The organism is Enterobacter sp. DTU_2021_1002640_1_SI_PRY_ASU_LCPMC_013 (assembly GCF_032389435.1).
In the GTDB taxonomy this organism is placed as follows: Bacteria; Pseudomonadota; Gammaproteobacteria; order Enterobacterales; family Enterobacteriaceae; genus Enterobacter; species Enterobacter hormaechei_C.
The window spans coordinates 2,118,353-2,139,580 of sequence record NZ_CP135594.1 but is presented as its reverse complement, the minus strand read 5'-3'; the positions used below and the strand labels follow the sequence as shown (position 1 = coordinate 2,139,580).

The window sequence follows — 21,228 nt, the reverse complement described above, 5'->3', positions numbered from 1 at the left end:
ATAAAAGAAACGGGTCAGCCCGTTTCCAAAATCACAAATCGGCAACACAGGATGCCCGTTTGCGTAAAAGATGGCGCAAACGGGCAGAGCATCACAGCAGGGAACGGCTCACCAGCGCGTCGGTGAGAATGACGTCGTTTCGCAAGATCTGCCACGCGGCGTCCACGTCGGCAGGGATATCGACATGGGCAATGAAATCACGTCCCGCCGGACCGTAGCCGTTGATGTCATCCCTGAGTCGCGGAAATTCACCCAGCACCAGCGACAAGTAGCGCTCTACCGGCCATAACCCCTCGACCGGGCCGCTAAACACCAGACCGTCGTCGCTGTTTTGCAGCACGGGCGTCAGGCCGGGATGACTCACCCATGCGGGCGATGCGGCCTCGTCGCGGCAAACGCGGGCAAACGTAGCCATTGTGCGACGCTGCATTGTCGGGTCCTGCACCACCAGCACCCGGGCGGCGTTCAGTCCGGATTGTTTCATCAACGCCCGGCTGAAGCGGGCGTTTTCGCCACAGTTGGTCGACTGATCCTCAACGTGAAGATGCTCGGCCGGAATGTTCCAGAATTCACGGGCGATGTCGGCCAGAATAGCCGCCTCAGCACGTCCGGTGGTGGGTATCCTGTTATAGCGGGGGTGTTTCGCAATCGCGGCGTAGAGGAAGGTCGTCGAGTGACCGATCCCGCCGCTGATGATCAGAGGAACACCCTGTTCAGCCGCGATTTTACAGGCAGCATCAATCGCGGGGATCACCGCATTACCCGCCAGAATCACCAGATCAACGGGCTGGTTGTCCTGATAGTCGTCCTGAGCAAGCCACGCCCCAACGGTATTCACGGCGTCGAGGGTTGTGCCAGGCAGACAGGGGAAAAGTGCCATTGTCATCGTTACCTCCTTACAGCATACAGAGCCATCGATTATCCCCCTTTCTTTGCGTCATGCTATGGCATGAATGCTGAAAAAACGGGCCGGGATGTGCTCAAAAAGCACTCACATTTGATTAACGTGAGAAAATCGTATTCACTTGAATTATGATTTGCGTCAGCCTTAGAATCATTAGCCCGCTCACAATTCAACTTTTTGAAAGGTAAACCCCGTTATGCGCCTGCCCCAACGCGACCCTTATGCTCCTCGCGAGTGGCAGCCACACGAGAAACCCGCCCTGCTGGGTTCCCCTTCCACCCCGGAACATCCAACGTCGAAACGAATCGCCTATGGCGTGGTCGGCCTGCTGGTGTGTCTGACCGGGGCTCTGGGTAACGCGGTCGTCACCGCCAATCTGCAAAATCTGCAAGGCACCTTTGGCGCCTGGTCGACTGAAATCGCCTGGCTCCCCGCCGTCTATGTCATGACCAACGTCTCCATCAACCTGCTGCTGGTAAAATTTCGCCAGCAGTACGGTTTGCGCGCCTTTACGGAAGGCTTCCTGGTGCTGTATGTGCTGGTCACCTTTTTCCACCTGTTTGTGAACGATCTCAGCTCGGCGCTGATGGTACGGGCGGCACACGGGATGGTCGCCGCCGCGCTCAGCTCGCTCGGCATTTATTACCAGATACAGGCCTGGCCCGCGAAGCACCGACTGAAGGCGCTGACCATCGGCATAACCGGGTCGTCGCTGGCGATCCCGCTGGCGCGGCTGTTCTCCACCGAGCTGTTACAGCTTGATGAGTGGCGCGGGCTGTACTTCTTCGAGCTGGGTCTGGCCCTGATCTCCCTGGCCTGCGTGATGGCGCTCAAGCTGCCGCCGGGCGATCGACGCAAGGTCTTCGAGAAGAAAGATTTCATCACCTTCTTTTTGCTTGCGCCCGGCATGGCGCTGCTGTGCGCGGTTCTGTCGTTAGGGCGTCTGGACTGGTGGTTTGAAGCGCCGTGGATCGGCTGGGCGCTGGCTCTCTCGCTGGTGCTGATTGTCTCCGCGATCGTGTTTGAACATAACCGCAACAACCCGCTGCTTAATACCCGTTGGCTCTCCAGCGGCAGCATCGTACGCCTGGGGCTGATTATGCTGCTGATCCGCATCGTACTGGCGGAGCAGAACACGGGCGTCATCGGCTGGCTGCAATATGTGGGCCTACAGAATGAACAGATGACCCATCTGGCGTGGGCTATTTTCGCCGGGATCGTCTGCGGTATCGTCACCAGCTGTCTGACGATTAAGCCCACTAAACTGGCCTGGCCGATTATCACCTCGCTGGCGCTGATGATCGTTGCCTCGCTGCTGGACAGCCAGTCCAACAACCTGACCCGGCCGGATCAGCTTATATTCAGCCAGTTCCTGCTGGGCTTCGGCAGCGCGTTCTTCCTTGCGCCTGCGATGCTGGCCGCCATTGGCGGGGTGATCGCCGATCCGCGCAATCTGGTCAGCTTTTCCGTGATGTTTGGCATGAGTCAGAACCTTGGGGGCCTGCTGGGTTCCGCGATCCTCGGCACCTTCCAGACCTGGCGCGAGAAGTACCATTCCAGCCTGCTGGCTGACCAGCTCACCACCCTTAACCCGCTGGTGAACGAACGCATACAGCTTTACACCCAGATGTACAAAAGCCTGGTAGGCGACAGTTCCCTGCTGGGAACCCAGGCCATAACTCAGCTTCAGTCGGTGACGACGCTTGAGGCGAATATTCTGGCTTACAACGATACTTATCTCCTGACGGCGAGCATTGCCACTGCCACGCTGGTCTGGATTTTATGGCGCTTGCTGCGTCTGCGCATCACCGCCCGTATGGCCCTTAAGAACGCCACTGGCAACAAGTAATAACTATTTTTCAGGAGAAGTTATGAGTCAGCAGGATGCCGCCAAAGAGCAGGCCAACACCCGCAAAAATGTGCGCGTCGTTTCCATTTTCACCGCCGCGGCTATCGGCATTGTCGGGGTACTGGTGATCCTTTATGCCTGGCAGCTGCCCCCGTTCACGCGTCATGCCCAGTTTACCGATAACGCCTACGTGCGCGGCCAGACCACGTTCATCAGTCCCCAGGTAAACGGCTACATTACCGAGGTCCATGTTCAGGATTTCGCGCAGGTTAAAAAAGGCGAGCTGCTGTTGCAGATAGATGACCGCATCTATCGCCAGCGCGTCCATCAGGCCGAGGCGCAGCTGGCAATGAAAATTGCAGCCCTGAATAACAACCTGCAACAGCGCAAAAGCGCGGAAGCGGTGATTGCCAAAAACGAGGCGGCGCTGAAAAACGCCCGTGCCCAAAGTCTGAAAACCCAGGCGGATTTGAAACGCGTGAAAGAGCTGACCGCGGACGGCTCCCTCTCCATTCGCGAGCGCGATTCGGCGCTGGCCAGTGCCGCCCAGGGGAGCGCCGATATCGACCAGGCGAAAGCAACGCTTGAGATGTCGCGCCAGGATTTACAAACGGTCATCGTCAATCGCGGTTCGCTGGAAGCGGACGTTGAGAATGCGAAAGCCGCGCTGGAGCTGGCGCAAATCGATCTGCAAAACACCCGGATTGTCGCGCCGCGTGACGGTCAGCTCGGGCAGATTGCGGTGCGTCTGGGGGCGTACGTCACCGCCGGGACGCACCTTACCACGCTGGTCCCGCCGCAGCACTGGGTGATCGCCAATATCAAAGAGACGCAGCTGGCGAATTTACGCGTCGGACAGCCGGTGAAATTCACCGTCGATGCCTTAAACGATAAAGCCTATCAGGGCCGCGTAGAGAGCATATCCCCGGCCACAGGGGTCGAGTTCAGCGCTATCACCCCGGACAACGCCACGGGCAACTTTGTTAAAATCGCCCAGCGCATCCCAGTACGCATTGAGGTACTCGGTGAGCCGGAGGCGTACCGGCTGCTGCGTCCTGGCATGTCGGTGCAGGTGACCATCGACACGCGGGAGGCGAAACAATGACGCTTCGCCCGATAGCCGGCCTGCTGATAATGACTATCCTGGCGGGATGCCAGTCGGTAGACGTTGAGCCCGCCAAATCGTCCCTGCACATACCGGCCCAGTGGCGCGCGACGTCGGGGCCAGCCAGCCCGACAGAGCAGCTCTGGTGGCGAAATTTTCACGACAGCAATCTGAATCGCTATGTGGACCAGGCGCTGAAGAATAACAGCGACGTGCTGATTGCCCGCGAGCGGATTAACGAGTACCAGGCCCGGGTGTACGCCGCTGACGGCAGCCTGTTCCCGTCGCTTGACGCGGGCGTGACCGGGACGCGCGCGCGCTCGCAGTCCGCCGCCACGGGGCTTCCGGTATACGGTACGTTGTACAAAGGCAGCCTGACCGCCAGCTACGACGTGGATATCTGGGGCGTAAACCGCAGCACCTCCCGTGCCGCTGAAGCGTCGCTGGAGGCACAAAAGGCGGCGGCCGCGGCGGCTGATCTTACCGTCGCATCCTCGGTGGCCTCCGGGTACGTCACCCTGCTGTCGCTGGACGAACAGCTTCGCGTCACCCAGTCCACGCTGAAGTCGCGTGAAGAGGCGTTCAACCTCGCCAAGCGACAGTTTGAGACGGGATACAGTTCTCGCCTTGAGCTGATGCAATCGGATTCTGAGCTGCGCGCCACCCGCGCCCAGGTTCCACTGCTTCAGCACCAGATTGCGCAGCAGGAGAATGCGCTTAGCCTGCTGCTGGGCAGCAACCCGGGTGACGTTGCGCGCGGTGAAAGCTTTGATGCCCTGACGCCGCTGAAACTGCCCTCCCAGCTGCCGTCGACGCTACTGAGCCGACGCCCGGATATCGTCCAGGCTGAACGTCAGCTGATTGCGGCGGACGCGACGCTGGCGGCATCGCGCGCCAGCCTGCTGCCGTCGATCAACCTCACGGCCACGGGATCGGTACAGGATCGCACGCTGTCGGGTTTGCTGGATAACCCGCTACAGCTCTGGAGCGTGGGCGGCAGTATTCTTGCGCCGCTGCTGAACCGTCAGGCGCTGAATGCGCAGGTAGATATCTCTCAGTCCCAGCGGAATCAGGCGCTGTATAGCTACGAAAAAACCGTGCGTAACGCGTTTGCTGAGGTGAATGACAGCCTTGATGCCATCACCCGCTATCAGGAACAGCTTACCGAGCTGCTGGCACAGCAGACGGTCGCGCAGGAGACGCTGCGGATTGCGCAAAACCGCTACCGCAACGGGTACTCTTCTTATCTGGATGAGCTCGATGCGCAGCGCACGCTGTTCTCGGTGCAGACCAGCGTGGTACAGGTGAAAAACAACCTGCTGCTGGCGCAAATTGATTTGTATAAAGCGCTGGGCGGCGGTTGGAGCAGTGCGTGAAAACATGCCGGGTGGCGGCTACGCCTTACCCGGCCTACATATTCGCCCGTAGGCCCGGTAAGCGCAGCGCCACCGGGCAACGGTTTTACCCCGAGAATCGATAAAAAGCCGTGTGGCGGCTACGCCTTACCCGGCCAACATGTTCTCCCGTAGGCCCGGTAAGCGCAGCGCCACCGGGCAACGGTTTTAGCCGGAAATCTGCTCCATCGCCTGCAAGATACGCTTATCCGAAATGGGATACGGCGTTCCCAGCTGCTGAGCGAAGAAGCTGACGCGCAGCTCCTCGATCATCCAGCGGATCTCCCGCACGTCGTCATCATCGCGACGCGCCGGCGGCAGTTTGTTGAGCCACTGCTGCCACGCCTGCTGCACGTTTTCGACTTTCAGCATCTGCGCACGATCGCGATGCGGATCGACCGCCATTTTCTCCAGACGCTTCTCTATCGCCTGCAAATAACGCAGCGTATCGCCCAGACGCTTAAAGCCATTGCCGGTGACAAAGCCGCGATACACTAGCCCCGCCATCTGCGCCTTGACGTCCGACAGACCCAGGGCCATGGTCATATCTACCCGCCCCTTCAGGCGCTTGTTGATATTGAACACGGCGGTGAGGATCTGCTCGACCTGTTTGGCAATCTCGACCACGGTGTCGTTCAGCTCCGCGCGCACCTTTTCATGAAGCTGAGCAAAGGCCTCTTCCGTCCAGACCGGCCCCCCCGCCTCGTGGATCAGCTTATCCACACCGCAGGAGATGCAGTCGTCGATCAGGTCAAGCACCTTGCCGTATGGGTTAAAGTAAAGCCCCAGCTTGGCTTTGTTCGGCAGCTTCTCGTGCAGATACTTAATCGGCGACGGGATGTTAAGCAGAAGCAGTCGACGCAGCCCGCGCCACATCATCTGCTGTTGCTCCTGCGGATTGTCAAAGAGCTTAATCGCCACGCTGTCGCGCTCATCCACCAGCGCGGGCCAGGCTTTCACCCTGTAGTTCCCGCGCTTCTGCTCGTAGCTTTCCGGGAGCTGACCAAAGCTCCAGATGTGCAGCCCGCTCTGCTCAATGCCGTCATCGGCCACCGCAGAGAGCGTCTCCTGGACTTTACCTTTCAGCGCCTCTTTCAGCTCCGTCAGAGAACGGCCTTCGAGCAGTTTTTTGTTTTTATCGTCCACCACGCGGAATGTGATTTTCAGGTGATCGGGCACCTGATCCCAGTTCCAGTCGTCGCGGTCGATGGTGGTTCCGGTCATGCGGCGGAACTCACGCTCCAGGGCGTCCAGCAGCGGCAGCTCCAGCGGCGTGACGCGGCCTAAAAACGCTTCGGCGTAGTTCGGCGCCGGCACAAAGTTACGCCGCACCGGTTTAGGCAGGGATTTGATTAACGCAATGACCAGCTCGCGGCGCAGGCCGGGGATCTGCCACTCAAACCCGCTCTCTTCCACCTGGTTTAACAGCGGCAGCGGAATGTGCACCGTCACACCATCGGCATCCGCGCCCGGCTCAAACTGATAGGTCAGACGCAGCTTGAGGTTGCCCTGATGCCAGAAGTTCGGGTAATCGAGTTTGCTGACCGACTCCGCGCCCTCTTTGATCAGCATGCTTTTTTCGAAGTTGAGCAGGTCCGGGGCCTCTTTGCTGGTTTTCTTCCACCAGCTGTCGAAATGGCGCGCCGAGATCACATCGTGACTGATGCGCTGATCGTAAAACTCAAACAGCGTCTCGTCGTCCACCAGAATGTCGCGACGGCGGGACTTGTGCTCAAGCTCTTCCACCTCGGCGCGCAGCTTCAGGTTTTCGCGGAAGAACGCATGACGCGTCTGCCAGTCGCCTTCCACCAGCGCGTGGCGGATAAACAGCTCGCGACTCAACGCCGGATCGATCTGGCTATAGTTAACCTTACGCGCGGCCACCACCGGCAGGCCGAAGACGGTGACTTTTTCCGTCGCCATCACCGCGCCCTGCCCGCGCTCCCAGTGCGGCTCGCTGTATGAGCGTTTCAGCAGGTGCTGCGCCACCGGTTCAACCCACTCCGGATCGATACGCGCGGCGATACGCCCCCACAGACGGCTGGTTTCCACCAGCTCGGCGACCATGGTCCACTTCGGCGGTTTCTTAAACAAACCGGAGCCCGGGAAGATGGAGAAACGCGCGTTGCGTGCGCCGGTATATTCCTGCTTATCCGCATCCTTCATCCCGATATGGGACAGCAGGCCGGTCAACAGGGCGATATGAATTTCGCGGTACTCCGCCGGTTCACTGTTCACCGGGATACCCAGCTCTTTCACCACCTGGCGCAGCTGGGTGTAGATATCCTGCCACTCGCGTACGCGCAGATAGTTGAGGAAATCCACCCGGCACTGACGGCGGAACTGGTTCGAGGAGAGCGCTTTTTGCTGCTCGCCAAGGTAGTTCCACAGGTTCACAAAGGCGAGGAAATCGGACTCTTTATCGTGGAAGCGACGGTGTTTTTCATCCGACGCCTGCTGCTTATCCATCGGACGCTCGCGCGGATCCTGAATGGAGAGCGCCGAGGTGATGATCATCGCCTCGCGCACGCAGCCGTGTTTTTGCGCCTCCAGCACCATGCGCGCCAGACGCGGGTCGACCGGCAACTGGCTAAGCTGGCGGCCCAATGGCGTTAGCTTGTAGGCCGTCGCCTGTTCGTCGGTGGTGATGGCCCCCAGCTCTTCCAGCAACCGCACCCCGTCCTGAATATTGCGCTTATCCGGCGCTTCCACAAACGGGAAGGCGGCGATATCGCCCAGCCCCAGCGCGGTCATTTGCAGGATAACGGATGCCAGGTTGGTCCGCAGGATCTCCGGATCGGTAAACTCCGGGCGCGACAGGAAATCGTCTTCCGAATAGAGACGAATACAGATCCCTTCCGACACGCGGCCGCAGCGGCCCTTACGCTGATTAGCCGACGCCTGGGAAACCGGCTCAATCGGCAGGCGCTGAACTTTGGTGCGGTAGCTGTAGCGGCTGATGCGCGCCGTACCCGGGTCGATCACGTATTTAATGCCCGGTACGGTCAGCGAAGTTTCGGCCACGTTGGTCGCCAGCACGATGCGGCGCCCGCTGTGCGGCTGGAACACGCGGTTCTGCTCGCTGTTCGACAGGCGCGCGTACAGCGGCAGGATCTCGGTATGGCGCAGATCGCGCTTGCTGAGCGCATCGGCGGTATCGCGGATCTCGCGCTCGCCGCTCATGAAGATCAGAATGTCGCCAGAACTCTCGTTGCCCAGCTCGTCGACGGCATCAAAGATGGCCTGAAGCTGGTCGCGCTCGGTATCGTCCGCCTCTTCCACAATCGGGCGATAGCGCACTTCCACCGGATACGTGCGTCCTGACACCTCGATAATCGGCGCATTGTTGAAATGTTTTGAGAAGCGCTCCGGGTCGATGGTCGCGGAGGTGATGATGATTTTCAGATCCGGACGCCGGGGCAGCAGCTCTTTCAGGTAGCCGAGCAGGAAGTCGATGTTCAGGCTGCGCTCGTGCGCTTCATCGATGATGATGGTGTCGTACTGCATCAGCAGACGATCCTGCTGGATTTCCGCCAGCAGGATACCGTCGGTCATCAGCTTAACCATGGTGTTATCGCTGACGTGGTCGCTGAATCGCACCTTGTAGCCGATGCAGCCGCCCGGCTCCGTTTGCAGCTCTTCCGCAATACGGTTCGCCACGGTGCGCGCCGCCAGACGACGCGGCTGGGTGTGACCGATCAGCCCTTTCACCCCGCGGCCCAGCTCCATGCAGATTTTCGGCAGCTGAGTGGTTTTACCTGAACCGGTTTCCCCCGCGACGATCACCACCTGGTGGTCGCGTACGGCCTCAAGAATGTCCTGTTTCTTCTGGCTGACGGGCAGATTTTCCGGATAGGTAATCTCCGGACGTGCGGCTTCACGCAGCACAACTTTCCCTGCCGCCTGTTCAATCTCGTTGGCCATCTCCTGGTAAATGGCCTGTTGTGCATCAGGATTTTTAACCTTCTTAACGCCGTGCAGACGGCGCGCAAACCGCTGTTTATCGCGCAGCATCAGCGAATCAAGCTTTTGCATCAGCATCGGGAAGGTCAATTTTTGGTGTTCTGTCATAGCGTTAACGGGCAGTGCACTGCCGGATAAAATCTCTTTTTAATGATTGGTATAGAGTACCACATCAGCGCTTTTCGCGCCTTATTCAAAAAATTCGAACATAGGCTTCGATATATTGCGCTATCCCTGTGGCAGGATTGTGAATAAAGTGTCAACAAGCAACGGGGCAACCCCCTCAATCAAATACAAAACAGGAATTTCCCATGAGCAAAGTATTAGTGTTGAAATCCAGTATTCTGGCAGGGTATTCACAGTCTGGTCAGCTGTCTGACTATTTCGTTGAACAGTGGCGTGAACAGCACAGCGCGGATGAAATCACCGTGCGTGACCTGGCGGCAAACCCAATTCCTGTGCTGGACGGCGAGCTGGTTGGCGCGCTGCGTCCGAGCGATGCGCCTCTTACCCCACGTCAGCAGGAAGCCCTGGCGCTCTCCGACGAGCTGATTGCTGAGTTGCAGGCGCACGACGTTATCGTGATCAACGCCCCAATGTACAACTTCAACATTCCTACCCAGCTGAAGAACTACTTCGACCTGGTGGCGCGCGCTGGCGTAACCTTCCGTTACACCGAGAACGGCCCGGAAGGTCTGGTGAAAGGTAAACGCGCTATCGTCCTGACCAGCCGCGGCGGTATTCACAAAGATACCCCTACCGACCTGGTCGCACCGTACCTGACGCTGTTCCTGGGCTTCATCGGCATTACCGACGTGAACTTCGTGTTCGCTGAAGGTATCGCTTACGGTCCGGAAGTGGCCACCAAAGCGCAGACCGACGCGAAAGCCGTTATCGACAGCCTGGTCGCTGCCTAAGTTTTCCCCCTCTCACCGCCCGGTGGGAGGGTTTTTCTTTTTCCCCGTATTTCGTTATCATCCGCACCCACTCTCCAGCCCGGCGGCCTGATGTCTGTCATTATCGATACGTTTATTGCACCACCCTGTCACGACGACATTGAGATCCTCTGGCAGGACGAGCATCTGCTGCTGATCAACAAACCTTCCGGTCTGCTCAGCCTGTCGGGGAAAAATCCGCAAAACCGCGATTCCGTCCACCACCGTCTTGTTCAAACCTTTCCCGGCTGCACGCTGGTGCATCGTCTTGATTTTGGCACTTCGGGTCTGATGGTCATTGCGCGTAACAAAGCGATCAACGCCGCGCTTTGCCACCAGTTCAGTCAGCGCGCCGTGAACAAGGTTTACACCGCCCTGTTGTGCGGACATGTGGAACAGGACGAAGGGACCGTGGATGCGCCGATTGCCAAAGATCCGACGCTGTTTCCGCTGATGACGATCTGTGCCCGCACCGGTAAGCCCGCTCGCTCCCGCTATCGGGTGATGGAACGTATTTACCAGGATACGACAATGCCAGTGACGCGGGTAGAGCTTACCCCGGAGACCGGGCGCACCCACCAGCTGCGCATTCACTGCCAGCAGTTAGGCCATCCTATTCTGGGGTGCGATCTGTATGGTGGTCTGGAATGGCCGGGCGCGGAAGAAACGCCCCGGCTGATGCTGCATGCCAGCGTTCTGAATTTTATTCATCCGCTGAGCGGCGAGACGATGAACGCCCGTCACGCCGCGCCATTCTGAGCGGGGATTACCACATTAAATCGTCAGGGATTTTGAAGTCTGCGTACGGATCGTCTTCGTCCTGCTCTTCCTGACTCAAGGCGCTGTTTAACACAATGCTGTCCGCATCGCGCTGGGCAATTTTATCCGCCACTACCGCCGGGATAATCGCGTAATCACAGTCGCCATTCGCGTTAATCACCAGTCGGGCAATCGCCAGACGGCCGTTGATCAGCTGGGCCTGGGTTTGCTTGTCGACTTCGATCTTTTTAATCAGATTGCCGTCGGTGAAGTTAAAGGTGATGTTGCCTCTTGTAACGGTAATGCGGTTCATCTCAATCAGCTGCTTCACCTGGGCTTTAAACTCTTTCGCCAGTACGGCCTGCTTCTGCTGCTCGCTCAGCAGCTTGTCGCGCTCGATCTGCGCCTTCTTGTTCTCTTCAACCGCTTCACGGGCCTCACGCGCCTGAACGCGTGATTTCTTTGCCGTGCGCTGCACTTTTGCCACTTTCTTGCTGCTGACTAAGCCCGCTTTCAGCATCTGCTCTTGTAAGGTGAGTTTTGTCATGATTGTTTCTAAACCGGTTTGAAATTTTGGGGATTATAGCGGGAAATGAACGGAAATAAAAAATCCCACTCCCCTACAGCCGGTTAACGACGCTGAACCGTAGGCCGGGTAAGCGCAGCGCCACCCGGCAAGATGGCAGCGACACATCGAGCATTACACTTCATGAACTTCCCTCATGTTGCAGTGAAATTAAGTCACTTCCCCTCAGCCACAGGCTAAGGCATAAATTATGCATTGATAACTTCCTGGCAACATGAACTTAGGATGCATAACCACCATGAGTAAAGCTTTTACATTTACGCTTAAGCGCAGTTGCTTCGATGAGAACTATAACCCTTCCGAGAATACGCGTACCACCACCAACTTTGCCAACCTGGCGCGTGGGGAAAAGCGTCAGGAAAATCTGCGCAACACGCTCGTGATGATTAACAACCGCTTTAACGCCCTGGCGCGTTGGGATAATCCAAAAGCCGATCGTTATGCGGTTGAGCTTGAAATTATTTCCGTTGATATGAACATCGATGGAGAAAATAGCTTCCCGGCCATTGAAATACTGCAGACGTTTATTGTCGATAAAAAAACCAACGAGCGCATCGAAGGTATCGTCGGGAATAACTTCTCATCCTACGTGCGCGACTATGATTTCAGCGTATTGCTGCTCGATCACAATAAGGATCGCTCCACCTTTAGTATTCCTGAGAACTTTGGTGAACTTCACGGCAATATTTTCAAGCACTTCACCCACTCTGCCGAATACCGGGAACACTTTAAGAAGCCGCCGGTGATCTGCCTGAGCGTCTCCAGCAAAGATACCTACCAGCGTACGGGCAACACGCACCCTGTATTGGGCATCGAGTACCAGCCGGACGGTACATCCCTGACTGAACAATACTTTGGCAAAATGGGCCTGAAGGTCCGCTATTTCATGCCTGAGAACAGCGCGGCGCCTTTCGCCTTTTACTATTCCGGAGATCTGCTGGCTGATTATACAAATCTTGAACTGATTGGGACCATCAGCACCATGGAAACATTCCAGAAGATTTATCGTCCTGAAATTTATAACGCTAACTCGACAGCGGGACAGTGCTATCAGCCGGATCTGAACCAGCAGGATCATTCATTAACGAAAATTGTTTATGACCGTGAAGAGCGCAGCCAGCTAGCGATTCAACAGGGCAAATATACGGAAGAGCAATTTATTAAGCCCTTCCAGCAACGTCTTGAGCAGTGGTCCCGTAACTTCACGCTTTAATTAATCGAATAAGGTCTTTTTTATTATGAAAACATTGCTCCCAACGTCAACGGCAGGCAGCCTGCCTAAGCCAACGTGGCTGGCTCAACCGGAAACCCTGTGGTCGCCGTGGAAATTACAGGACGACGAACTGATCGCCGGTAAACAGGATGCGCTGCGTTTGTCGCTGGATGAACAGGTTCGCGCCGGGATTGATATCGTTAGCGATGGCGAGCAGACCCGTCAGCACTTCGTAACGACCTTTATTGAGCACCTCAGCGGCGTGGATTTTGAGAACCGCCAGACCGTGCGCATTCGCAACCGCTATGACGCGAGCGTGCCGACCGTGGTGGATGCGGTTGCACGCCAAAAGCCCGTTTTTGTTGACGATGCAAAGTACCTGCGTCAGCTCACCGACAAGCCGATCAAATGGGCGCTGCCGGGCCCGATGACCATGATCGACACCCTTTATGATGCCCACTACAAAAGCCGCGAGAAGCTGGCCTGGGAATTTGCCAAAATTCTCAATCAGGAAGCGCGCGAGCTGGAAGCCGCAGGCGTCGATATTATTCAGTTCGACGAGCCGGCCTTTAACGTCTTTTTCGATGAGGTAAACGACTGGGGTATCGCCGCGCTGGAGCGCGCCGTTGAAGGGCTGAAGTGCGAAACCGCGGTGCACATCTGCTACGGGTACGGCATTAAGGCCAATACCGACTGGAAAAAGACGCTCGGCTCCGAGTGGCGACAGTACGAAGAGGCCTTCCCTAAGCTGCAGACCTCAAACATCGACATTATTTCCCTGGAGTGCCACAACTCCCGCGTGCCGATGGATCTGCTGGAGCTGATCCGCGGCAAAAAAGTGATGGTCGGCGCTATCGACGTGGCGACGAACCATATCGAAACGCCTGAGGAGGTCGCCGACACGCTGCGCAAGGCGCTGCAGTTTGTCGATGCCGACAAGCTTTATCCGTCCACCAACTGCGGAATGGCCCCGCTCTCCCGTCAGGTTGCTAACGGCAAGCTGAAGGCGCTGAGCGCGGGCGCTGAGATTGTTCGCCGCGAGATTTTGGCAAAATAGCCTCGCCCCTCCCGGGAGAGGCTCGCTCTCCCGGGAAACGCATTACTCACTCACGCCGCTCAACCACTCACCTACGCTTTCTACCGATTGCTGCGCGGGCCCACGCGAGACCGCCTGCCCATGCCCGATCACCAGCAGCGTGGGCAGACCGCGCACGCCCAGCTGGCCTGCCAGTTCCGAGTTCAGATCGGCGTCCAGATAGCGGGTATCAAACCGCGCCGTCAGTGGAATCAGCTTCTCGTTCGCCAGCAGCTGCCAGAGCCTGCGGCAGTGCACGCAGCGCTCCGCCCCGACAAACAGCAGTATCGGGCCATTGCCTTCCAGCTCGCTCGACGTGCTCACCGTTTTAAACGCGCTTTCCGCCACGCGGAACAGTTTTGGGCTGCGGCGAAGCGTGTCGTTATCCGTCGCGACGCACAGCGCATCGGCACTTTTGCTGTAAGGCTTCACGCCTGCGACCCGCACCACGCTTTGCGCCGGGCCCGCCGCCGCCGCGCCCGGCTGGCGTAAGGTTCGAACATCCACCGGGACTATCGGCGTTTCCCGCGGCTGAGGAAGCTGCGGGATCCAGCCATAGGGAATGCGGTACGCGCGGTACACCATGTTGTTGTTAAGCGTCTTGCCCCAGAACGGCGATACGTATTCCCAGACAATTTCATGATTGCGCGTCACTTCAAAAATACGCCCGTTGGAGCCTTCATTAATCAGCGTATTGCCGTTTTCGAGGCGCTGCATATTGCTGATATAGGGGCTATAAAAACGATAAGAGTCGGTTGGCTGGGGAAGATCCGCTTCATACGGCGAGTAGCGCCACTCGATATCCAGCGTCACGGGGTTAATTTCGAGGATCCGCGAATAGTCGCGCCAGGCGTTTTTCACCCCGTCCGCCGAGGCCGGGTTCGGCGCGCCGTACCCCGCCCAGCCGCCGTTATCGAAAATAAGGATATTGCCCGCGCCGGGCAGCCCCTGCGGGATCATATGCGCGTGGTGCTGGCCGATGATCCAGCCGATGTGTTTTAGCGCTGGCGTGCTGTAATCCGGGCCAAGCTGCCAGACGATGTTGCCGGTCTGCTTATCGATGATGGCGATGATGTTGGACTCGCGGGCGTCCCAGATGATGTTGTCAGGGTGGAATCGGCTGTCTCCGGCGTCATACCATTTATTCGGCCCCAGCGTGGACATCGAGTTGATATGCATCCAGTCGCCCATTCCGCCACCGCTGGCGCGCATGTTGGGGTTATTGTACAGCGCGGTGCGCGCCGCATCGTCGAAGCCCAGCTCCTCAAAATGATCGCTGCAGCGCCATTCCCACACCACGTTTCCCTCCCAGTCGACCTCAATAATGGTGTCGTCCAGCAGGACCTTGTCCGATATCGCCTCGTTGACCAGGTTTGTGTGGGCGAGGATCAGCGTATTCCCCCCTTCGACCTGCGGCTCCAGCCCCGGCGCGTAGTAGCCAACCGGATTGCCAGCGCGCTGATAGTCGTGGTGCGCCCGCGCCATCCAGCGGGTTTCATTGCCCGGATCGCTCACTTTCTCATAGCGATCGAAGGACCATGTCACATTGCCTTCCCAGTCAACCTGGATCAGATCGAGCATATCCTGCATACCGTAGCGCGGGTCGCGCTCGCCGCTGTGTCCGAGGATTGCCCCGCCCGGCAGAATTTTATTGGGGAAGCCGTGGAGCTCAGGCCATTCCCGCACCACGGCGCCGTTCATATCGACAAGCACCGCGCCGTGCTCGGTGGCCTGGAAAAGGGTATAGCCGCTCCACGCGCGCGCAGGATCGTAAAGCGTCGCGCCGGTCGGGAAAATGGAAGGATGACCCATGTTTTGCTCCTTAGTAAACGTTATCAGGCAGAGGTAATAAGATGACGAATATGACGGCAGGCGTCGGCGAACGCAGCGTCGTCCCGCTGTCGCGGGTGCGGCAGCGTGAGGTTCACCACCTCGCGAATGCGGCCGGGACGTGGGGAAAGCACCACGACCCGGTCGGCCAGGGCGACCGCCTCTTCAACGTCATGGGTCACCAGCAGCGTGGTGGTTCCCTCGCTTCTGTGAATATGCAAAAGCGCCTGCTGCAGGGTGTGACGCGTCAGCGCATCGAGCGCGCCGAACGGCTCGTCCAGCATCAGAATTTGCGGGCGGGCTACCAGGCCGCGAGCAATAGCGACGCGCTGGGCCATCCCGCCGGAAAGTTGCGCGGGCAGCGCGCTCTCGAACTCGGTGAGCTGCACCCGCGCCAGCATCTCCCGCGCGCGCTGGCGTTTGGCGGTCCGGCTCAGTTTTTCGTCCGCCAGCCCCAGCATGACGTTGTCGATTACACTCAGCCAGGGGAACAGCCGCGGCTCCTGGAACACGATGCCGCGCTCTTTGCCCACGCCGGTGACCCGCTTGCCGCTGATGCGAATTTCGCCCTGCGTCGTCTCTTCAAGGCCGACCAGCATGCGCAGAAGCGTCGACTTACCGCAGCCGCTGCTGCCCACCAGCACCACCAGTTCACCGGCAGCGATGTCGAGACTAAAATTTTGCAGCGCCGTGACCTGCTGCCAGGTTTTACGCACATGTTGAAATGAGACCAGAGTTTGGGCGGTCATGATGGCTCCTGTTGGCGCCAGCGGGTGGCGCGAAGTTCCAGTAAACGTCCGGCTTTATCCAGCGCTGCGCCGGTGAGACCGACCAGCACCATGCCGCAGAGAATGGTGGGCATATCCAGCAGCTGCTGGGCGTTGATCATCAGGCTGCCGATCCCGGCGCCCGAGGACATGAAGTATTCTGCGCCAATGTTGCCAAGCCAGGCGTAGATCATCGCCAGCCGCAGCCCGGCGAAAATACCGGGCGCCGCGCCGGGAAGGATCAGCACCCTCAGGCGCGTCAGGCCGCCTAAACGCAGGACGCGCGCCGCTTCGTCCAGCTGCGGGCTGCGCTGCAGCACGGCCTGAAGGGTGCTAAAGAACATCGGAAAGAACGAGGCCAGGGCAATAAAGACGATTTTGCCGACGTTATCGTTGCCCACCCACGCGGTCAGCAGCGGTAGCCACGCAAAAAGGGCAATATGGCGCAGCACGTTGAGCGATGGCGTCACGATCTGTCCGGCGCGCGGCCGCAGCGCCAGCAGCAGCCCGCAGAACAGGCCACCGGCAATACCCGCCGCCCCGCCCGCAAAGGCGCGCCCGAGGCTCGCCAGCATCGCCGTCGCCAGCTCCCCGCTTGCCGCGCCCTGCATAAAGCGCCCGGCGACCGCCAGCGGCGAAGAGAACAGCGCCGCATCGATCCATCCCCATAGGCTAGCCAGCTGCCACAGCGCCAGCAGCAGGATCGGCAGGTGCAGCGCCTGCCAGCTGGCCTGCGGTTTCCATGCAAGACGCCCGACGGCGGGCTGGGGCCAGAACACCAGACGGGAAAAGGCCCGATTCGCCGCCCACTCCATCAGCATGCCGCTAAAGCCTACCACCGCGATGGTGACGAAAACGATATCCAGCTGGAACAGCTGGCGCCCCCAGACCATCAGGTAGCCAATGCCCTCCGACGAGGCGAGCAGTTCAACAACGATCAGCGACACCCAGGCCTGAGAAAGCGCCAGCCGCAGGCCGGTAAACCAGCCGGGAAGTCCCGCGGGGATCACCAGCCAGCGCAGCCGCTGCCAGCGGGAAAAATTCATCACCCTGGCGGCCTCGCTCAGGGTATGGGGCACACTGGCAACCGCCTGCTGCGTGTTGATCGTCATCGGCACGATGGTGGTCTTGATGATTACCGCCAGCTTCAGGCCGTTATCGATCCCGAACAGCACCATAAAAAGCGGGATCCACCCCAGCGTCGGGATTTGCGCCAGCGCGTAAAACAGCGGCTCCACGCGACGCGCCGCGCCGGGAACCAGGCCGAACAGCGCGCCCAGCAGCGTGCCGGCGAAGGCGCCTGCCAGCAGGCCCAGCAGCAGATGCTGCAGGCTAAACGCCCATTGGGAGAGAAGGTCTCCTGCCAGGAGCGAGAGCGCCGCGTCGGCGACCACCGAAGGCGCGGGTAAAATTTGTTCCGGCATCCAGTGGCGCTCTGCCGCGATGGACCACAGCAGCAGCAGTAGCGCGGGCAATATCCACGGCCAGCCGTTAAGTCGTACTTTCAGCCTTCCGGATGAGCCCGTTTTTAAAATTATTTGCGACATAGTGCTTCACGTTTAAACCCGTCATGCCTTTATAAAAACCCGCCCCGTTCCCCTTCGTCATTGCGTTACGCGAATAATCCCGATGCAACAAATGCATTTCATCCTGCCGGACTCGCTGGCGCTGATTTAGCTCATTTTCACCTGTCCTTTTCCAATAAAAGCATTTAACAGCGGGCCGGGCGGCTCATTAGGGTGAGAAAAAACACACTGGAGTAACTTGTTATGATGAAAGCAATTTTTAGCCGCGCTCTGCTGCCGCTGGTGGCCGCCTTTGCCCTGATGGGGAACGCAAGCGCCGAAGCGCTGCACGCCATTCGCATCGGCGTGCCGGATCAAAGTGCGGGCAGTAAGCCTTTTATTGAGGGCCCGGTCGGCATGGCGTACATCCGCCACCAGCTTGAGGCGGTGTTCAAACCCCAGGGCGTTGAAATCCAGTGGCAGTTCTTTAAGGGCGCGGGTCCAGCGGTGAATGAAGCCCTGGCTAACCAACAGCTTGATTTTGTCTACCTTGGCGATCTGGCGGCCATCATCGGCAAAGCGAACGGCCTTCCCACGCGCCTGCTGTTGGGCAGCCGCGGGTCGGAGTCTTACCTGGCGGCGACCCGCGCCTCGGGCATAAAAAAACTGGAAGATTTAAAGGGTAAACGGGTCGCGGTGTATCGCGGTACCGCTGACCAGCTGGCCTTCGATCGCGCACTGCAGTCCGCGGGGCTTACGGAAAGAAACCTGCAGGTCATTAATCTCGACTGGAATGCCGGAAAAGCGGCGCTGGCGGCGGGCCGCGTGGATGCCGTCTGGGGCGGCGTGTCTCTTCTGGCGCTGCGGGGCGATAAGATCGACGTGGTGGTGAAGAGCGGGGATTCCGGTCGTCAGAACACCACGCAGGCGGGATTCCTGGGGACGCAAACCTTTATTGACGCCTGGCCGCAGGCGACGCAGCAGATTATCGACGTGCTGGTGAAAAACGCGGCAGAAATCAGCGACCCGAACAATCGTGAAGCCTGGTCGGCGGAGATGGCGCAGCAAAGCCAAATCCCTAAAGCGCTGTTCCTTGAGGAACTGCAGCCGCAGGATCTTAACTTCACCACCTCACCGCGCATCGATCCCTTCCTGACCGACAGCTTTACCAACAGCGTCGAGCAGGCGCATTCGGGGCGCCTGATCCGCAGCGCCTTCAGTGCCAAAGAGTGGTTTGATGGCGCCTTCGTCGAGCAGGCCCTTAGGGCGCAAAAGCTGGAAAACCGGTGGCCGCAGTATAATACTCAGGGCCAGCCGCTTTAACTCCCCTCCTCCTGCGCCAGCAGCTGATTCTGATGCTGGCGGTCGGCATGGAGGATCGTCTCAATCATCTTTTCCACCAGCGGCGGCTGGGCAGCATGGACCGGGGAAATAATGGCAAACCGGGTCTGCATCAGCCGCCACTCTTCGGGCAGGTCGCTTATCTCCAGCTTCACCAGCCGGTGGCTGTGCTGGCACAGCGCAAAGCTATCCTCGCTGGCGAAGCTTATCGCGTGGGTACAGGCGAGCGTAGAGAGCAACGCATAGACGTGGTCGCACTGGATTGCGGGGGTAAAATCCTGCTGCTGGCTGAGGGTGGCCAGCACTTTGCGCACCCCCGGCGGTAAATAAGGTGCCGCAAAGGGGTAACGCAGGAGCGCCTGCACGGATACGGTATCCTGCTGCGCCAGCGGATGGTCGGCATGACAGATAAAAAAGCAGCGCTGCGGGCTCAGCGGCTGCACCCGCAGCTGGGGATCCAGCTCCGCCTGCCAGCTATCGGCCACGACAAACGGGAAGTGTTGCGTGTTCAGCGCCTGATGCAGCGTGAACCAGTTATCGATCTGAAAGCGCACCTTCGCCTGCGGCATACTGCGATGAAACGCCCCCACGGCGGCGGGGATCAGGCGAGCAGCCGGTGCCGGACCGCAGCCGAACGTCACTTCGCCAGTTTGCGCCTCCTCCGCTTCGCGCATCTGGCTGCTGAGCTCAACGTTCAGCTCCTGAAATCGTCGGGCGTAGGGCAGCAGCGTTTGTCCGTGCAGCGTCAGGGTGGCCAGTTTGCTCTGCCGGTCAAACAGGGGATGCCCGACGCTCTGCTCCAGCGCCTGAATGCTGCGGCTAAATGCAGACTGCGAGAGGCAGACCGCCTCTGCCGCGCGATTAAAACTGCCGTATTCAACCAGCGCGACGAAGTTGCGCAGTTGGCGAAAGTCTAGATGCATAGTCCCGGATTATCCTTTAACGTTTTCGCTACAGTACGGGATAGCGGCCAGGTCACGCAATCGCAGGTTCATCTTTGCCAGTAAAGCGGCGTGCCGAAGCGCTCTACGTAATAGTCAATCACCGCCCTGACGTTAAGAGGCGGATGACGCGCGTTCGGGTAGATCGCCGCAATGGTCTGCGGCTCGGTGTTGATTCCGCATTCATGCTCCGGCAGGAGCGACACCAGCTCGCCGCTTTTCAGCCTTTCACTCACCAGCCAGTCGGGGAACAGCACGATCCCCATTCCGCCCAGCGCGGCAATCAGCAGCGTTTCGGCGTTGTTGGAGGTCATCAGCGGCGCAACGGGATAGTGAACCCACGCCTCGCCCGGCCGACGCATCAGCCAGCGGTTAGGCCCGGACGATCCGCGGTAGACGAGGCAGCGGTGATGCGCAAAATCCTCAGGCGCCTCAGGCACGCCGTGCTTTTGCAAATAGACCGGCGACGCCGCCAGATGATAAAACTGCTGCCCGAGCACCCGCGCGTGAAACGAGGAATCCGTCAGCGTGCCGATGCGAAACAGCACGTCGGCGGCATCCCGGTGCGGATCGATAAAGTCGTCGGTGAGCGTCAGCTCAATGTTGAGCCGCGGATAGCGCGCTGAAAGGCCGGCCAGCCCGGGAGCCACGTGCCGTTGTCCAAAAAAGACCGGGCAGTTAATTCGGATCAGGCCCGTGGGCTCCAGGGACCGCTCGTCCAGCTCCCGTCGCGCCTCCTCAAGGTTTCCCGCCATCGCCCGGGCATAGCGAATAAATAGATGCCCGCTTTCGGTCGGAATAACGGCACGCGTGTTGCGGTAAAAAAGCTGCTGGCCGAGCGCGTCCTCAAGCTGGTGGATCACGCGTGAAACCTGCGAAGCGGAGACCCCTTCCCGGCGCGCGACAACGGAGAAATTCTGCGCTTCATAAACCTCAATGAAGATCAGCAGCGCGCGAATGCTAATGTTTCCGGCATCAATCATTAATGCATATCCTGCACAGGTGTTTCCTGCATTATGGCATTTTTCTCATCGATGGTAAGGCGTAATCTTCTCGGCCTG

16 protein-coding genes are annotated in these 21,228 nt (G+C 58.9%); 8 read left to right on the top strand and 8 right to left on the bottom strand.

The window, feature by feature from the left end:
• Positions 1–91: 91 nt before the first annotated feature.
• The gene (locus RS584_RS10240) at positions 92–886 is read right to left on the bottom strand and encodes a YdcF family protein (protein WP_017384495.1); all 795 of its coding nucleotides are present in this window, start codon (positions 884–886) and stop codon (positions 92–94) included.
• Between the two features lie 214 nt (positions 887–1,100).
• Here RS584_RS10240 and RS584_RS10235 point away from each other — a divergent pair, with 214 nt between their 5' ends.
• From RS584_RS10235 to RS584_RS10225, 3 genes are read left to right on the top strand one after another with little or no spacing between them, the layout of a single operon-like run.
• A complete protein-coding gene (locus RS584_RS10235; protein WP_017384496.1) occupies positions 1,101–2,753 on the top strand; it encodes an MFS transporter in 1,653 nt (550 codons plus the stop codon).
• Positions 2,754–2,775: 22 nt separating this feature from the next.
• Positions 2,776–3,858, top strand: coding sequence for an HlyD family secretion protein (locus RS584_RS10230; RefSeq protein WP_017693458.1), 1,083 nt, complete (start codon positions 2,776–2,778; stop codon positions 3,856–3,858).
• On the top strand, positions 3,855–5,234 hold the full coding sequence (locus tag RS584_RS10225; RefSeq protein ID WP_193041947.1) for an efflux transporter outer membrane subunit: 1,380 nt from the start codon (positions 3,855–3,857) through the stop codon (positions 5,232–5,234). The genes RS584_RS10230 and RS584_RS10225 overlap by 4 nt, the downstream gene beginning before the upstream one ends.
• A gap of 186 nt (positions 5,235–5,420) precedes the next feature.
• Here RS584_RS10225 and hrpA read toward each other — a convergent pair whose 3' ends face one another.
• Complete coding sequence (hrpA, locus tag RS584_RS10220; RefSeq protein ID WP_315749631.1) at positions 5,421–9,323, bottom strand: ATP-dependent RNA helicase HrpA; 3,903 nt, start codon at positions 9,321–9,323, stop codon at positions 5,421–5,423.
• A gap of 203 nt (positions 9,324–9,526) precedes the next feature.
• Here hrpA and azoR point away from each other — a divergent pair, with 203 nt between their 5' ends.
• Together azoR and RS584_RS10210 are read left to right on the top strand one after the other, a co-directional pair.
• On the top strand, positions 9,527–10,132 hold the full coding sequence (gene azoR / locus RS584_RS10215) for an FMN-dependent NADH-azoreductase (protein WP_315749629.1): 606 nt from the start codon (positions 9,527–9,529) through the stop codon (positions 10,130–10,132).
• Positions 10,133–10,222: 90 nt separating this feature from the next.
• Positions 10,223–10,909, top strand: coding sequence for an RluA family pseudouridine synthase (locus RS584_RS10210; protein WP_315749627.1), 687 nt, complete (start codon positions 10,223–10,225; stop codon positions 10,907–10,909).
• 7 nt (positions 10,910–10,916) lie between these two features.
• On the opposite strand, the gene RS584_RS10205 is transcribed toward RS584_RS10210, so the two are convergent.
• The gene (locus tag RS584_RS10205; protein ID WP_315749625.1) at positions 10,917–11,456 is read right to left on the bottom strand and encodes a DUF2058 domain-containing protein; all 540 of its coding nucleotides are present in this window, start codon (positions 11,454–11,456) and stop codon (positions 10,917–10,919) included.
• 277 nt (positions 11,457–11,733) lie between these two features.
• Between RS584_RS10205 and RS584_RS10200 the strand changes: the two genes are divergently transcribed.
• Positions 11,734–12,708, top strand: coding sequence for a DUF1852 domain-containing protein (locus tag RS584_RS10200; protein ID WP_315749623.1), 975 nt, complete (start codon positions 11,734–11,736; stop codon positions 12,706–12,708).
• Between the two features lie 25 nt (positions 12,709–12,733).
• The gene (locus RS584_RS10195) at positions 12,734–13,765 is read left to right on the top strand and encodes a methionine synthase (protein ID WP_062937758.1); all 1,032 of its coding nucleotides are present in this window, start codon (positions 12,734–12,736) and stop codon (positions 13,763–13,765) included.
• Between the two features lie 42 nt (positions 13,766–13,807).
• Here the strand turns inward: RS584_RS10195 and RS584_RS10190 are convergent, their stop codons facing one another.
• Genes RS584_RS10190 through RS584_RS10180 form a run of 3 tightly spaced genes read right to left on the bottom strand, consistent with a single transcriptional unit; the run spans position 13,808 to position 17,927 of the window.
• Positions 13,808–15,595: an aryl-sulfate sulfotransferase gene (locus tag RS584_RS10190; protein ID WP_315749620.1), complete on the bottom strand. Its 1,788-nt coding sequence runs from the start codon at positions 15,593–15,595 to the stop codon at positions 13,808–13,810.
• 23 nt (positions 15,596–15,618) lie between these two features.
• A complete protein-coding gene (locus RS584_RS10185; RefSeq protein ID WP_315749618.1) occupies positions 15,619–16,362 on the bottom strand; it encodes an ABC transporter ATP-binding protein in 744 nt (247 codons plus the stop codon).
• Positions 16,359–17,927 carry an ABC transporter permease gene (locus RS584_RS10180; protein ID WP_315749616.1) on the bottom strand — a complete coding sequence of 523 codons (1,569 nt, stop codon included), beginning with the start codon at positions 17,925–17,927 and terminating at the stop codon, positions 16,359–16,361. The genes RS584_RS10185 and RS584_RS10180 overlap by 4 nt, the downstream gene beginning before the upstream one ends.
• Before the next feature lie 222 nt (positions 17,928–18,149).
• Here RS584_RS10180 and RS584_RS10175 point away from each other — a divergent pair, with 222 nt between their 5' ends.
• Entirely contained in the window at positions 18,150–19,208 is a 1,059-nt protein-coding gene (locus tag RS584_RS10175; protein ID WP_315749614.1) for an ABC transporter substrate-binding protein, read from the top strand.
• Here RS584_RS10175 and RS584_RS10170 read toward each other — a convergent pair.
• The gene (locus RS584_RS10170) at positions 19,205–20,149 is read right to left on the bottom strand and encodes a LysR family transcriptional regulator (RefSeq protein ID WP_315749612.1); all 945 of its coding nucleotides are present in this window, start codon (positions 20,147–20,149) and stop codon (positions 19,205–19,207) included. The genes RS584_RS10175 and RS584_RS10170 overlap by 4 nt on opposite strands.
• A 68-nt stretch (positions 20,150–20,217) precedes the next feature.
• The gene (locus RS584_RS10165) at positions 20,218–21,150 is read right to left on the bottom strand and encodes a LysR family transcriptional regulator (protein ID WP_062937754.1); all 933 of its coding nucleotides are present in this window, start codon (positions 21,148–21,150) and stop codon (positions 20,218–20,220) included.
• Between the last annotated feature and the right edge of the window lie 78 nt (positions 21,151–21,228).

Excerpts from the sequence above, each read along its gene's own strand:
- RS584_RS10205 (WP_315749625.1), bottom strand. The coding sequence starts at position 11,456 with ATGACAAAACTCACCTTACAAGAGCAGATGCTGAAAGCGGGCTTAGTC.
- RS584_RS10190 (WP_315749620.1), bottom strand. The coding sequence starts at position 15,595 with ATGGGTCATCCTTCCATTTTCCCGACCGGCGCGACGCTTTACGATCCT.
- hrpA (WP_315749631.1), bottom strand. The coding sequence starts at position 9,323 with ATGACAGAACACCAAAAATTGACCTTCCCGATGCTGATGCAAAAGCTT.
- azoR (WP_315749629.1), top strand. The coding sequence starts at position 9,527 with ATGAGCAAAGTATTAGTGTTGAAATCCAGTATTCTGGCAGGGTATTCA.
- RS584_RS10185 (WP_315749618.1), bottom strand. The coding sequence starts at position 16,362 with ATGACCGCCCAAACTCTGGTCTCATTTCAACATGTGCGTAAAACCTGG.
- RS584_RS10165 (WP_062937754.1), bottom strand. The coding sequence starts at position 21,150 with ATGATTGATGCCGGAAACATTAGCATTCGCGCGCTGCTGATCTTCATT.
- RS584_RS10200 (WP_315749623.1), top strand. The coding sequence starts at position 11,734 with ATGAGTAAAGCTTTTACATTTACGCTTAAGCGCAGTTGCTTCGATGAG.
- RS584_RS10180 (WP_315749616.1), bottom strand. The coding sequence starts at position 17,927 with ATGTCGCAAATAATTTTAAAAACGGGCTCATCCGGAAGGCTGAAAGTA.
- RS584_RS10195 (WP_062937758.1), top strand. The coding sequence starts at position 12,734 with ATGAAAACATTGCTCCCAACGTCAACGGCAGGCAGCCTGCCTAAGCCA.
- RS584_RS10240 (WP_017384495.1), bottom strand. The coding sequence starts at position 886 with ATGACAATGGCACTTTTCCCCTGTCTGCCTGGCACAACCCTCGACGCC.
- RS584_RS10230 (WP_017693458.1), top strand. The coding sequence starts at position 2,776 with ATGAGTCAGCAGGATGCCGCCAAAGAGCAGGCCAACACCCGCAAAAAT.
- RS584_RS10170 (WP_315749612.1), bottom strand. The coding sequence starts at position 20,149 with ATGCATCTAGACTTTCGCCAACTGCGCAACTTCGTCGCGCTGGTTGAA.
- RS584_RS10210 (WP_315749627.1), top strand. The coding sequence starts at position 10,223 with ATGTCTGTCATTATCGATACGTTTATTGCACCACCCTGTCACGACGAC.
- RS584_RS10235 (WP_017384496.1), top strand. The coding sequence starts at position 1,101 with ATGCGCCTGCCCCAACGCGACCCTTATGCTCCTCGCGAGTGGCAGCCA.
- RS584_RS10225 (WP_193041947.1), top strand. The coding sequence starts at position 3,855 with ATGACGCTTCGCCCGATAGCCGGCCTGCTGATAATGACTATCCTGGCG.
- RS584_RS10175 (WP_315749614.1), top strand. The coding sequence starts at position 18,150 with ATGATGAAAGCAATTTTTAGCCGCGCTCTGCTGCCGCTGGTGGCCGCC.